The organism is Thalassospira sp. B30-1 (genome assembly GCF_015767575.1).
GTDB classification, from domain to species: Bacteria; Pseudomonadota; Alphaproteobacteria; order Rhodospirillales; family Thalassospiraceae; genus Thalassospira; species Thalassospira xiamenensis.
The window spans coordinates 4652761-4665419 of the sequence record NZ_CP065232.1; the positions used below are offsets into that span (position 1 = coordinate 4652761).

Here is a 12659-nt window from a genome sequence, read left to right on the forward strand (position 1 = left end):
ACGATGTTGCTAGCCCTTTTACTTTAACCCTGCGCGGTTTGATCTTGGACTATAATTAGGGCATGTATATTGAATGGGTACGGTCATGTCATATGACATTGTTTATCTGGCAGACAGACCTGATTGCGTTGATGCCTGTGCGGCTTGGGCATATGGGCGTTGGGGCGTGCAAAAGACTAAGAGTAGTCTTGAAAATGCCAGGGCTTACTTTGCTCAATGCAGTCAGAAGGACGGTCTTCCGATGACTCTTCTGGCGATCAACCGCGATACCAACCTGCCGATCGGGATGATTAGCCTTTGGCCGCAGGATGGGCAGAAATGGCCGGATAAAACCCCATGGATTGCTGCAGTCTATACGCTTTACCGCTATCGCGGGATGCGCATTGCAACAACGCTTGTCGAGCGTATCCTGCAAGAAGCAAAACGTTTTGACTTCGATATTGTTTATCTTCAGGCCGGAAGTGCTGCCGGGATGTATCGAAAATTGGGATTTCGCGAAATTGAACGCAGAGATGCGAGTACTGCTGCCGCCGGTCATGAAATCCTGTTCTGCAAGGATATGTGATTGTTGCCCAAAGCGGTTCAGGCGGTATGGAGTTTGCGGATATTATCGCTGGCCTTGGCGGGCAGATAGACGGTGAATACCGAACCAACCCCCTGTTCGCTGTCGATGATCATGGTGCCACGGTGGCGTTGCACCAGATGTTTGACGATAGCGAGACCAAGACCGGTGCCACCAACGGCACGCGACCGTGCCGTATCGACCCTGTAAAACCGTTCAGTCAGGCGTGGCAGATGTTCGCGTGCGATTCCGTCGGAATGATCCCGGACGGCAACGGCCAGAACACGGTCATGCCGGTAACGGGCCAATGCACCCGGGGTGTTTTTGGCCAGTGTGATCGATACATCAATACTGGTTTTGGGATGTCCGTATTTGATGGCGTTTTCGACCAGATTGACAAAAACCTGGGTCATTTCCTTTTCCTCGCCAACAATTTCGGTGTTGTCGAGGTCGCAGGAAATCCTGATTTCCATGCCCTTGGCTTCGGCCTTCATCGCCAGTGTCTGGGCGACTTTGTCGATGATCTTGCCGATATCGCAATCATCAGATGGCGGTGTATGTTCGTTCAGCTCGATCCTTGCAAGTGACAGCAAATCTTCGATCAGGTGCTGCATACGCTGGCCCTGATCACGCATGACCGGCAGGAACTGGTGCAACGCATCGGGATCGTCCTTTGCCGGGCCTTCAAGCGTTTCGATAAAGCCCAGCAACACCGAAAGCGGGGTGCGTAGTTCATGCCCGGCATCGGTCGCGAAATCGGCGCGCATCTGTTCAAGTTTGCGAAGCTCTGTCAGGTCCGAGAAGGACAGAACAAAGTTCCGGTCCCCGGTTGCGGCTGGCAGGCGCGCGGTCAGAACATCGAAATGACGATGGGCGTCGCTTGCCAGAACGAATTCGGCATGTTTCATCTGTTCGCGTTCGCCCGCGACATCATCAAAGGCATCAAGCAGGATCGGATCGCGGATATATCGTGTCAGATCGCGACCGGTTTCCAGATTGTGGAACAGGCCGCGTGCGGCCTGGTTAAAACCGGTCACAACGCGTTGCCGGTTGACCATTACAACCGGGTTCGGCAGGTGATCAAGGATTTCGGCATCGGTGCTGGTCTGGGCTTCAAGATGGGCGATGCGTTCGCGAAATGCGTTGGTGATCTGGGTATAAAGGGACGACAGCTCGGACGCCGCACCGAAAAAAAGATGCTGTGGCGGGGTGCCGCGGAACTTGTCACGCAATGCGGTAGCGTAACGCGCAACACGGCGCAGATCATCGAAATAGATACGTAAAACCCCGGCGACACCGACCCACGCCAAGACCGCACACAGAATCGCTGTGCCCCAGCCAAGCAATTCCATCGATGCCAGTACGATAAAGATCGCAGCATTCGGGAATGCAACCGCAAATGCGGTCATTAACAACTGGCGAAAGCCCAACGGATGCTCCTGATGTCGGGTACCCCAGAGGGTACGCATTAACGCATGCAAAAAATTTCGACTAAAATGATTATGCGCCGGTAAAGATCAAATAAAAGTTAGATGACAGTTTTCAAGTATCGGAAAAGCTTGAAAAAATACGTCGTCCGAACCCTGATCATACAGGTGTATAATCCGATTTTGCCAAAAAATCTGCGAATGCGCCAGCGCGGCCATCTCGCGTCGGTTTCGACTTCAGATAGAAATCAGATAATTTCGGCACCTTCGTCAAACGCAAGGCGAGGGCTGCGATCAAACAGTTTTGAGGGGTCGCCATAGCCGATATTGATCAGGAAATTGCTTTTGACCGACGTGCCCGCGAAGAATTCCCCATCAACCTTGGCATTGTCAAAGCCTGACATCGGGCCGCAATCAAGTCCAAGGGCACGTAACGCCAGAATGAAGTAGGCTGCCTGTAATGTTCCGTTACGAAACGCGGTGGTGGCAATCAGGTCATCATTGCCTGAAAACCACGATTTTGCATCTGTATGCGGGAACAGTTTCGGTAATTTTTCATGGAATTCCATGTCATAGGCAATGATGGCTGTGACCGGAGCTGCCAGGGTTTTTTCCCGATTTCCTTCGGAAAGTGCCGGTTCCAGACGTTGCTTGGCGTCCTGTGATTTAACAAACTTGATGCGCATCGGTTCGCAGTTGGCGCTGGTCGGGCCCATAACCGTAAGGTCCCACGCCTTTTTCAGAAGCGCTGTGTCGACATCGCGATCCTGCCAGCCATTGTGGGTTCGAGCTTCATTGAAAAGAATGTCGAGTGCGTCTGAATCCAGCATGCGAATCTCCCTTAATACTGCGGTTGAATTGAGTGCCTTTCAGGTAGGTTGCAGTGAACTATACACAAGCCGAGTGACGAAATTGTGGAAAAACAATTGGTTCGCTGGTAGGTTCACAAAAAACATAATTACCGGAAACCATAAAATGAAGACTGTGGTTTTGGGGGCTGCAGTGACCAATGAGTGGGGTCGCAAAAAGATGGATGTGGCAATGCAAGCACAGACCAATGGGCAGCAAACTTCTGATGCTGTTGCGCGCGCCAAACGCGCAAACATGTTTCGTTGCATGGTATTCGGCACGGCCTTTGCGGTCGGTCTGACATTTGGTGTCTCGCCGGGCATGGCTCAGAATGCCGATACAAGCGGTACTGCAACGGAAATCCAACCTCCTGCTGCTGATGTGTTGCAGTCTGATAATCGCCAAAGCAACAATGATGCCTCCAGGGACGTACAGGCACCATCGGGTGATGCGACGTCGGCCGTTGTGTTTATGTATCATCGGTTCGCGGAAACCGATTTCCCGTCGACCAATATTCGTGGTCCGCAGTTCGAAGCCCATATCCGCGAACTGACAAGTGGCAAATATACGGTCATGGGCATCCCGGAAATCATTGATGCCATGCAAAATGGCAAAGGACTTCCTGATTATGCCGTCGGTATTACGGTCGATGACGCCTACCGTTCGGTTTATGACGTTGCGTGGCCAGCCTTTAAAAAGCACAATATCCCGATGACGGTATTCGTCGCGACCGAGCAGGTTGATGCCGGGTACGAGAACTACATGACCTGGGATATGTTGCGCGTACTGGTCAAGGACGGGGTAACCATTGGCGGCCACAGCCAGCATCATTCGCACTTGCCAAGCTTGCCAATCGAGGAAGTGAAGGCCGAACTTGCGCATTCGGCGCAGCGTTTCAAGGAAGAACTGGGCTTTGTCCCGGACATCTTTGCATATCCGTATGGCGAGGCCAGCGACGAAGTTGTCGCAGCGGTCAAGGAAGCCGGTTATAAGGCGGCATTTGGCCAGCAAAGCGGCGCGATGAGTACGGAATCGGATATGATGTATTTGCCGCGCTTTGCCATGAACGAGAATTACGGCGAAATGGACCGCTTTATTCTGGCGGCAAATTCCCTGCCGTTATCGGTCAGCGATGTGACACCGCCAAATTACACGCTTGAACGTAATCCGCCAGCATTCGGCTTCACCCTTAAGCAGAAGGCAGCCCACATAGCCTGTTACCCTTCCGAGGGCGAACCGACCATGAATCGGCTGGGCGATGAGCGGGTTGAAATCCGTCTGGATGCCCCGGTTTCATCGGGGCGGTGGCGGATCAACTGTACTTCGATGGGGCCGAATGGACGGTGGCGCTGGTTTGGAATGCTTTATACCGTTCCCTGATAAATCATTGAGAATGAACAATGAAATGGCGCCATGGGTTTTACGAACCTGTGGCGTTTTTTCTGATCACTTTGGACGCTTGCGCGCAATCAACGGAGAAGGTAGGTTAATCACACTTCTTCAACGTAAATAGCTGGTAACCACAGTGCAGGCAGGAAAAAATATCCTTCTGATCATCTCGGGCGGCATTGCCGCCTATAAGGTTCTTGAGGTGATCCGGCGGTTGCGTGACCGGGATATCAATATACGCGCGATCCTGACCAAAGGCGGTGCAGAGTTCGTTACACCGCTGTCGGTGGCGGCCCTGACCGAGAACAAGGTTTATCAGGATCTTTTTTCTCTGACCGATGAGGCCGAAATGGGCCATATCCGCCTGTCGCGTGAGGCCGACCTTGTTCTGGTCGCTCCGGCAAGTGCCGATATCCTTGCGAAAATGTCCACCGGACAGGCGGGTGATCTTGCAACGACGGCCCTGTTGGCTACCAACAAGCCGGTGATGGTCGTTCCGGCGATGAATGTCGAAATGTGGAACCATGCGGCGACACAGGCAAATATCGCGACCCTTGAAGGGCGTGGCGTGATGTGTGTCGGGCCGGCGGCGGGTGATCTGGCTTGTGGTGAAACCGGATCGGGTCGTTTGGCAGAACCTGCTGAAATCATCGCAGCGGTTGTTGATTTTCTTGAAGGACAGCCGGTTTCAAAACCGCTTTCAGGGAAAAAGGCCGTTGTAACCAGTGGCCCGACATACGAGCCGATTGATCCGGTGCGCTACATTGCCAACCGGTCTTCGGGCAAGCAAGGGCATGCGATTGCCGCGGCTCTTGCTGCGGCCGGTGCAGATGTGACGCTGGTTAGCGGCCCGGTAAGCCTGCCTGATCCGATGGGTGTCAAAGTTGTGCGTATTGAAACAGCCCGCCAGATGCTTGATGCGGTGCTGGCCGCCCTGCCCGCCGATATTGCGGTTTGTGCTGCCGCAGTTGCAGATTGGCGCGTGGCCGAAGAAGCAGGTCAGAAGCTTAAAAAAGATGGCTCTGGTGTGATTGCAGACCTGAAGCTTTCGGAAAATCCGGATATTTTGGCGACACTCAGCCAGAAAGGTCCTAAACGCCCGCAATTGGTTGTTGGTTTCGCTGCCGAAACGGAAAATGTCATCGAACATGCCCGCGCCAAACGGGCGCGCAAGGGGTGTGACTGGATTCTTGCAAATGATGTCGCCCCTGGAACCGGGACCTTTGGCGGTGATCATAATGAAATTTTCCTGATTTCCGGGGTGGATGCCACCAGTGACGAAACTTGGCCTCGTCAGGGTAAGAACGGTGTGGCGCGGGCGCTGGCAGAACGAATTATCCAGCATTTTGCATGATATTATGGATTTAACCCGGTCAGTGTTTGTGTGGCATTGCAACGCATCTGACCAGAAAAGTGAAGACAAGGATTGTTTATGACGCGTTTGACTGTCGATCTGAAACAGCTGCCCCATGGTGCGGATTTTCCGCTGCCCGATTATGCCACCGCACAGTCGGCGGCCGTCGATTTGCAGGCAGCGATTGACGATACGCTTGTGATTGCACCGGGTAAACGGGCCATGGTTGAAACCGGTATTGCGATTGCCCTGCCCGCCGGGTTCGAAGCACAGGTTCGCCCGCGTTCGGGGTTGGCTGCGAAAAATGGCGTCACGGTTCTGAACAGCCCGGGGACGATCGATGCGGATTATCGCGGTGAAATCAAAGTAATCCTGATCAATCACGGTGACGCGGCATTCACCATCGAGCGGGGTATGCGCATCGCCCAGCTTGTGGTCGCACCGGTAACCCAGGTGGCGTGGAATGCAGTTGCCGATCTGGATGAAACGGCGCGTGGTGCCGGTGGCTTTGGATCGACCGGTGTTGCTGCACCGGCGGTAAAAACGGTCTGATTGCCGTAAATACAGCAGCAATATCATCGAAAGCATTTGGGTTATCTGATGATGTTGCTGCGTTGTGAACTCTGATAATCGCCAGTCCCGATATTTCCGGGGGGATCAGCGGAACTGCAAGGGGAGCATGAAAGAGACGATGTTAAAACTGTCAAAGAAGATGCTGTTCGCCATAGAGGCGGTGGTGGACATCGCCTATAACGCTGCGGGTGAACCGGTGCAAAGTCGCGATATCACCGCACGTCAGGGCATTCCGAAACGTTATCTTGAACAGACCCTGCAACAGTTAGTGCGTGCCGACATTCTGGTCGGTGTGCGCGGTCCGCGCGGCGGGTATCGTCTGGCACGTGAACGTCGGCGCATTACCCTTGCCGATATTGTATCCGTCATCCGGTCAATGGAAACATCCGACGACCCGATCGAGGATCCGGCAGGATCGCCGTTGGGTAAGGAAGTTGTCCGTCCGCTTTGGCGGGAATTGCAGGACGAAATGATGGTGGCGCTGACCCGGATCACGGTCGAGGATCTATGCAACCGTGCGCGTGACGCAGGCCTGCGCAGCGGGATTGAGGAATCACCGGATTTCATTATTTAGTCGTCGGAACGGGCTGCGGATTGTTGTATCGTTAAACCACAAGAATCCGCTGCGGTTCATATCCAATACACAGGCATCGGAAACCGGCCAAACCAGGTTTTGCGTAAAAACTGTTTAAACCCAATTGACTTGGGTGTTAAACGGGATAAATACAAATCAAGAATGTGATTGGTTTTAAATTACAAGAAATTGCGAGGAAAACATGACTGAGTTTCGCGGCAAGATTTACGACAGCATCATCGACACCATTGGTGCGACGCCGCTGGTTCGTCTTTCACGTCTGGCAGCGGCCGAGGGTGTGAAGGCCGACCTGATTGGCAAGCTTGAATTCTTCAACCCGCTGGCCTCGGTCAAAGACCGTATCGGTCTCGCAATGATCGAGGATGCCGAAAAGTCCGGTCGGATCAAGCCGGGTGCAACACTGGTCGAACCGACATCTGGCAATACCGGTATCGCGCTTGCTTTTGTTGCGGCGGCCAAGGGTTATAAGCTGATCCTGACCATGCCCGAAAGCATGTCGCTGGAACGCCGCAAGATGCTGATGCTTTTGGGCGCGCAGATTGACCTGACCCCGGCAGCCAAAGGCATGAAGGGTGCTGTTGCCCGCGCCGAGGAACTGGTCGCCGAGATTGATGGCGCGATCATGCTTCAGCAGTTTGAAAACCCGGCAAACCCGGAAATTCATCGCAATACGACGGCCGAGGAAATCATCAAGGATACCGCAGGCAAGATCGATATCTTTGTTGCCGGTGTCGGTACTGGCGGGACATTGACCGGTGTTGGTGAAGTCCTGAAAAAACATAATCCGAATATCCAGATCGTCGCGGTCGAGCCCGAAGACAGCCCGGTTATTTCCGGTGGCGCACCTGGACCGCATAAAATCCAGGGCATTGGTGCCGGTTTCATTCCAGGTAACCTTCATACCGATGTGATTGACAAGGTCATGACGATTGGCAATGAAACCGCCTTTGCCACCGCACGCAAACTTGCCAGCATCGAAGGTCTGCCGACCGGGATTTCGTCCGGTGCGGCCGTTGCTGCCGGTATCGAGCTTGGCCAGTTGCCGGAAAACGAAGGCAAACGTATCGTGATCATCATTCCGAGCTTTGCCGAACGTTATCTGTCGACCCCGCTGTTCGAAGGTCTGCAGTAATCCGGTTTTGCTGACCGAAGCATCTTAAGAAGGCCCGGATTTTCCCGGGCCTTTCTTGTCTGAGGCATGCGCGCTATATGCAATGGCAGACCCGTTTGGCATGAATGAAAGAAACCGCCTGTGAGTGATTTTGATTTCAGCGAAAATGAAGTGCAGCGCTATGCCCGGCATATCGTTCTGAAGGATGTTGGCGGCACAGGGCAAATGAAGCTGAAGCGCGGGCGGGTGCTGATTGTCGGCGCGGGTGGACTTGGATCACCATTGGCAATGTATCTGTCCGCGGCCGGGGTTGGCAGCATCGGGATCGTCGATGCGGATACGGTCGAACTTTCCAATCTGCAGCGTCAGATCGTGCATGGCATGAAAGATCTTGGCAGCCCCAAGGTCGAAAGTGCCAAATCTACCATGCTTGATATGAACCCGGAAATCACCGTACGGACGCATGACGTGCGGCTTGATGCGTCCAATGTTATGGACCTGATTGCGGATTATGATGTGATTGCCGATGGGTCGGATAATTTCGAAACACGATTCCTGCTAAACGATGCATGCTATTTTGCGGGCAAAACGCTGGTGTCGGGTGCAGCCCTTCGGTTTGACGGGCAGGTTTCGACATTCAAGGCGCATCTGGGCGATCCGCATCCCTGTTATCGCTGCATCTATCACAGCCCACCGCCCGAGGATGCCATTCCGTCCTGTGCGCAGGGGGGTGTTCTTGGTCCCGTCGTGGGCATGATTGGCGGGATTCAGGCAACCGAAATCCTCAAGGAATTGATGGGGATTGGCGATGGTTTGTCCGGCAGGCTTGTGATTGTCGATGCACTTGGTGCATCCTTCCGAAAGATCAAAGTCCCGCGCGATCCGGGCTGCCCGCTTTGTTCCGAAAACGCCAGTATCAAGGACCTGTCCATTCATGAGCATTGAAACCGCGAAACAGTCGGAAAGCCCACGGAAATTGTCACTGGTGGTGTTTTCAGGCAGCTTTGAAAAGGTTCATTACGCACTCGTAATGGCATCTGCGGCACTGGCTTCGGGGCGCGAAGCCACCCTGTTTTTCACCATGGAAGCCTGTCGTGCGGTTCTGGCTCCGTCGGGCTGGCGTCATTTGCGGACAGAGGCCGAAGGGGCAACGGCTACCTCGATTGATCTCAGTTATTCCATACGTGGCATCGGCACGTTCGAGGAACTGCTGTCGGCCTGTGTCGCACTGGATGGTAAGTTCATGGTTTGCGATATGGGTCTTCGTGCGCTTGGCCTTGAAAACGAAGCAAAGCGCGAAGAACTTAAAATCGAGACGGGCGGCGTGGTAACGTTTCTGAATGACGCCCGTCAACAGGGCGAAATGCTGTTTATCTAAGACGTTGAAGAATTCAGTTGGTGCTTGTCAGTAGCTTGATGCCAAGTCCGGCAAGACACAGGCCCACCCCACGTTCAACCCAGATTTTAATAGCTGCGATGCGCGCTTGCACCGAAGGCAGTGTCAACGCGACCGCGACCAGTGCAAACCAGATCATGTGGCATGCCGCGATATACAAACCGTAACCGATTTCCATCAAAACCGGTGTATCGGGTGAAATCATCTGACTGAACAATGAAACGATGAACAGCATCGTCTTGGGGTTAAGGGCATTGCAGGCAAAACCGATCCAGAAAGCGGATCGGTTCCGTTTTTGATCTTCTTCCGGCCTGTTAGTGCTTTTGTTTGTCATTCGAGTCTGAAGGGCCGCGGGTCTTTTCGAAAATAAAGGCCGAATATCTGGCCAAAGTGCGGATATCCCCAGCCATATCAGATAGGCAGCACCCAGATAGCGCAAGCTGGTCAGAACCCAGACATTACTGGCAAATACAACGCCAAGCCCGATCAGCGTATAGGCCAGATGTACTGAAACACCGCTGCCGATCCCGATAGCGCACAGAACACCAGCGCGACGACCCCGTGTAAGTGCAATACGCGTCACCATGGCGAAATCCGGTCCGGGGCTGATAACGGCAAGAATGGTGATGATGGCGACGGCAATGACTTCGATCTGGGCAATAACGGGCATATTCGTGGTCCTTGATCTGTGAGTTGATTCAGTATCAAATTGAAAAGATCATCAGAAAATCGAAAATTCGTGGGAAATTTCGTGAGTAATTTTCACAGAAAGCGCAATCTGCCGCCACTTGCTGCGTTACCTGCCTTTGAGGCCGCGGCACGGCATCAAAGCTTTTCCCGCGCTGCCGAAGAATTGCACCTGACGCATGGTGCGATCAGCCGTGCAGTCGCGCAGATCGAGGAACGGCTGGGTATTGATCTGTTTGTTCGTCGCAACCGGCGTGTCTGGTTGACCCCGGCAGGCGAACGGCTTTTCAAGTCGGTCGTAACAGCCCTGGACGGGCTGGATGGCACGGTCGAGGAAATTCACCGCCATGACAGTGCATCGCCGATACTGTCAGTATCGTGCGAACCCAGCCTTGCCATGCGCTGGTTGATGCCAAGGCTGGGTGCGTTTCGCGAAGCTAATCCTGACTTGAATATCGATCTAAGGCTGGCCGGTGGGCCGGTTGATCTGCTGGTTGAGGGATGCGATCTGGCAATCCGGCGGGCCGATTTCGGCATTGCCGAGGATTACGAGGTAACCCGCCTTTGGCCGGAATTTGCCGGGCCGGTTTGTGACCCGGATTGCTGGGAAGGCATTCTGGTTCGCGATTTGTCCAATGCGCGATGGCTGCATAGTCGTACGCGGCCGGATGCCTGGGATATTTGGAAACGGGCGAGTGGAAGTAATGCAAGTCCGGCAAGCAAGCAATATTTCGACCATTTCTTTTTTACACTTCAAGCCGCTGTCAATCGTTTGGGGACTGCAATCGGGCCTTTGCCGCTGGTTTATGATGATCTCGTGGCTGGCCGATTGGTTGCGCCGCACGGTATGGCACCTACCGGCTATGACTATGTCCTGATTACATTGGATAGACCGGGGCGCGACCCGCGGATTTTGCGCTTCTTTGACTGGATGATGGTCGAAGCCAAGGGAATTGAAAGTGGAGTCGTGCCGCAAGACTGATTGATATCGGGCTGCCCGATTGACCGTTGGTGGAACAATGCACGAACAGGGTGCGTTTCGGTCTGTATATCAAACAGATTAAGCGCGAACTGGAAGCGGCATGACCAATCTTTCCTATCTTGCAACCGTCGAAGGCTATTTCGATATTGCGGTAATCGACATGATCCTGCGGCTGTGCGCGGCAACCGTCATTGGCATGCTGATCGGGTTAAACCGGGATGTGAATGGCAAGCCGACCGGCATGCGCACATTGGCATTGGTAGCACTTGGTGCGGCGGTTGTGTCGGTGGTTGCTGTACATTTCGAGGATTTGATCGATCACCCTGATGCACTATCGCGCGTCGTGCAGGGGATTTTGCAGGGCGTTTTAACCGGCATCGGCTTTATCGGGGCGGGTGTTATTCTGCGCCATCCAAAGGATATGTCAGTCAGCGGCCTGACGACGGCGGCAACCGTCTGGATCACGGCGGCACTTGGCATCGCATGCGCCCTTGCGGCCTGGCATATCGTGGTGATCGCGACGGTGTTGACGTTGATTGTCCTGATTGTTTTAAAACCGGTCGAACTGATGCTGGTTCGGCTTCTGGGTAGCGACGAAACGGTGGAAGATATCAGGAAAGACAACGAAGGCTGATTGCCATCGATCAGAAATCCTCCCCCTCCCGGAAGGCGGCGAGGTCATCAATCCGCCGATAAGGCAGCAGCGTTTGCAGTTCTTCGGCGGGTGTGCCGGTCATCAGGCTGTGCAAATGTTCTGACAGGACTTTTCCAACCTTGCGTTGCGGCTGGTAGTAATAGGCAAGTTTCTGTTTTGAAAGCATACGGAACGGCATGCCGCCAAAGCCGACAACACCAATTCCGTCACGGATCGTATCCATGTCCAGTTCCAGCAATGCTTCGAGTGCACCAATCATTGTCATCTGACTTGCGCAGACCACGGCAGTAGCATCGCGCTGATCAGTCAGCAGGCGGATGGTGGCTTCGCGGGCCGCGCGGACGGAAACATCCGAAGTCATCCAGATCAGGCTTTCTGGATCAAGTCCTGCCTCGATCATGGCGCGGCGCGCACCGCGTTTGCGATATCCGAAAAAGGTCAGGTCTTCAGGCGGATCAATCATGCCGATTTTGCGGTGGCCGTCATCAATCAGGCGTTTGACCGCATCATATGCCGCCTGTTCATCATCGTGATCGACAAAGGCATGCGGAGTTAAAAGTTCGGTACGGCCAAAGCTGACAAAGGGAAAGTCATGTTGCAGGCAGTATTTGGCGCGGCTGTCCTGCAATGTGGTGCGCGAAAAGACAACCGCATCGGCCATGTGTTGCGTATGTACGCGGCGAACGGGTTCAAGTGGATCTTCGCTGCTGGTCTGGGCCAGGACAACCAGTGAATAGTGATCGGCCTCCAAACCTTTTGCCAGGCTTTCAACCTGGGCCAGAAAGCCCGGGTCGCCATAATCACCAACTTCGGGGGAATACAGGATCGAACAGACCTGCATGGTTTTGCCGGTGCGCAGCATGACGCCACGGGCATCGGGGTGATAACCGATTTCGGCCGCCGCGGCTTTGACGCGTGCGACCGTATCAGGTTTGACCTCCGGCCCGTCTTTCAATGCACGAGAAACCGTTGTGACCGACAGGCCAAGACGGTCAGCAATAGTGCGAAGGTTCGGGCGGGAGGCTGACATACACAGGTCCGTTCATCTATTCTTTGGCGGACAATCTAATCGCCCGTTT

The 12659-nt window shown here is 53.9% G+C and carries 14 protein-coding genes; 10 read left to right on the top strand and 4 right to left on the bottom strand.

Going from position 1 to position 12659, the window contains the following annotated elements; genetic code table 11:
- Positions 1–85 precede the first annotated feature (85 nt).
- Positions 86–565, top strand: coding sequence for a GNAT family N-acetyltransferase (locus IT971_RS21665; RefSeq protein WP_223304937.1), 480 nt, complete (start codon positions 86–88; stop codon positions 563–565).
- Positions 566–582: 17 nt separating this feature from the next.
- Here IT971_RS21665 and IT971_RS21670 read toward each other — a convergent pair whose 3' ends face one another.
- Positions 583–2031, bottom strand: coding sequence for an ATP-binding protein (locus IT971_RS21670; protein WP_230729271.1), 1449 nt, complete (start codon positions 2029–2031; stop codon positions 583–585).
- Positions 2032–2237: 206 nt separating this feature from the next.
- On the bottom strand, positions 2238–2819 hold the full coding sequence (locus IT971_RS21675) for a malonic semialdehyde reductase (protein WP_063092226.1): 582 nt from the start codon (positions 2817–2819) through the stop codon (positions 2238–2240).
- A 145-nt stretch (positions 2820–2964) separates the two neighbouring features.
- Here IT971_RS21675 and IT971_RS21680 point away from each other — a divergent pair, with 145 nt between their 5' ends.
- From IT971_RS21680 to IT971_RS21710, 7 genes are all read left to right on the top strand, one after another.
- A complete protein-coding gene (locus IT971_RS21680) occupies positions 2965–4218 on the top strand; it encodes a polysaccharide deacetylase family protein (protein ID WP_063092225.1) in 1254 nt (417 codons plus the stop codon).
- A 145-nt stretch (positions 4219–4363) separates the two neighbouring features.
- A complete protein-coding gene (gene coaBC, locus IT971_RS21685; RefSeq protein ID WP_063092224.1) occupies positions 4364–5581 on the top strand; it encodes a bifunctional phosphopantothenoylcysteine decarboxylase/phosphopantothenate--cysteine ligase CoaBC in 1218 nt (405 codons plus the stop codon).
- A gap of 78 nt (positions 5582–5659) precedes the next feature.
- Complete coding sequence (dut, locus tag IT971_RS21690) at positions 5660–6133, top strand: dUTP diphosphatase (protein WP_063092223.1); 474 nt, start codon at positions 5660–5662, stop codon at positions 6131–6133.
- Between the two features lie 139 nt (positions 6134–6272).
- Positions 6273–6728 carry an Rrf2 family transcriptional regulator gene (locus IT971_RS21695; RefSeq protein ID WP_007088455.1) on the top strand — a complete coding sequence of 152 codons (456 nt, stop codon included), beginning with the start codon at positions 6273–6275 and terminating at the stop codon, positions 6726–6728.
- A 202-nt stretch (positions 6729–6930) separates the two neighbouring features.
- Positions 6931–7881: a cysteine synthase A gene (cysK, locus tag IT971_RS21700; protein WP_007088454.1), complete on the top strand. Its 951-nt coding sequence runs from the start codon at positions 6931–6933 to the stop codon at positions 7879–7881.
- A gap of 120 nt (positions 7882–8001) precedes the next feature.
- Positions 8002–8805 carry a molybdopterin-synthase adenylyltransferase MoeB gene (locus IT971_RS21705; protein WP_063092222.1) on the top strand — a complete coding sequence of 268 codons (804 nt, stop codon included), beginning with the start codon at positions 8002–8004 and terminating at the stop codon, positions 8803–8805.
- Positions 8795–9238, top strand: a complete 444-nt coding sequence (locus IT971_RS21710) for a DsrE family protein (protein WP_063092221.1) — start codon at positions 8795–8797, stop codon at positions 9236–9238. The genes IT971_RS21705 and IT971_RS21710 overlap by 11 nt, the downstream gene beginning before the upstream one ends.
- A 13-nt stretch (positions 9239–9251) precedes the next feature.
- On the opposite strand, the gene IT971_RS21715 is transcribed toward IT971_RS21710, so the two are convergent.
- The gene (locus IT971_RS21715; RefSeq protein WP_063092220.1) at positions 9252–9926 is read right to left on the bottom strand and encodes a LysE family translocator; all 675 of its coding nucleotides are present in this window, start codon (positions 9924–9926) and stop codon (positions 9252–9254) included.
- A gap of 81 nt (positions 9927–10007) precedes the next feature.
- Between IT971_RS21715 and IT971_RS21720 the strand changes: the two genes are divergently transcribed.
- Both IT971_RS21720 and IT971_RS21725 read left to right on the top strand, forming a co-directional pair.
- Positions 10008–10925: a LysR substrate-binding domain-containing protein gene (locus IT971_RS21720; protein ID WP_063092219.1), complete on the top strand. Its 918-nt coding sequence runs from the start codon at positions 10008–10010 to the stop codon at positions 10923–10925.
- 100 nt (positions 10926–11025) lie between these two features.
- Entirely contained in the window at positions 11026–11559 is a 534-nt protein-coding gene (locus IT971_RS21725; RefSeq protein WP_063092218.1) for an MgtC/SapB family protein, read from the top strand.
- Positions 11560–11569: 10 nt separating this feature from the next.
- On the opposite strand, the gene IT971_RS21730 is transcribed toward IT971_RS21725, so the two are convergent.
- The gene (locus tag IT971_RS21730; protein ID WP_063092217.1) at positions 11570–12610 is read right to left on the bottom strand and encodes a LacI family DNA-binding transcriptional regulator; all 1041 of its coding nucleotides are present in this window, start codon (positions 12608–12610) and stop codon (positions 11570–11572) included.
- Positions 12611–12659 lie beyond the last annotated feature (49 nt).

What these genes read in the sequence shown, in the direction of transcription:
- IT971_RS21665 (WP_223304937.1), top strand. Translation starts at nt 86, where the DNA reads ATGTCATATGACATTGTTTATCTGGCAGACAGACCTGATTGCGTTGAT.
- IT971_RS21670 (WP_230729271.1), bottom strand. Translation starts at nt 2,031, where the DNA reads ATGCGTACCCTCTGGGGTACCCGACATCAGGAGCATCCGTTGGGCTTT.
- IT971_RS21675 (WP_063092226.1), bottom strand. Translation starts at nt 2,819, where the DNA reads ATGCTGGATTCAGACGCACTCGACATTCTTTTCAATGAAGCTCGAACC.
- IT971_RS21680 (WP_063092225.1), top strand. Translation starts at nt 2,965, where the DNA reads ATGAAGACTGTGGTTTTGGGGGCTGCAGTGACCAATGAGTGGGGTCGC.
- dut (WP_063092223.1), top strand. Translation starts at nt 5,660, where the DNA reads ATGACGCGTTTGACTGTCGATCTGAAACAGCTGCCCCATGGTGCGGAT.
- IT971_RS21695 (WP_007088455.1), top strand. Translation starts at nt 6,273, where the DNA reads ATGTTAAAACTGTCAAAGAAGATGCTGTTCGCCATAGAGGCGGTGGTG.
- cysK (WP_007088454.1), top strand. Translation starts at nt 6,931, where the DNA reads ATGACTGAGTTTCGCGGCAAGATTTACGACAGCATCATCGACACCATT.
- IT971_RS21710 (WP_063092221.1), top strand. Translation starts at nt 8,795, where the DNA reads ATGAGCATTGAAACCGCGAAACAGTCGGAAAGCCCACGGAAATTGTCA.
- IT971_RS21715 (WP_063092220.1), bottom strand. Translation starts at nt 9,926, where the DNA reads ATGCCCGTTATTGCCCAGATCGAAGTCATTGCCGTCGCCATCATCACC.
- IT971_RS21725 (WP_063092218.1), top strand. Translation starts at nt 11,026, where the DNA reads ATGACCAATCTTTCCTATCTTGCAACCGTCGAAGGCTATTTCGATATT.
- IT971_RS21730 (WP_063092217.1), bottom strand. Translation starts at nt 12,610, where the DNA reads ATGTCAGCCTCCCGCCCGAACCTTCGCACTATTGCTGACCGTCTTGGC.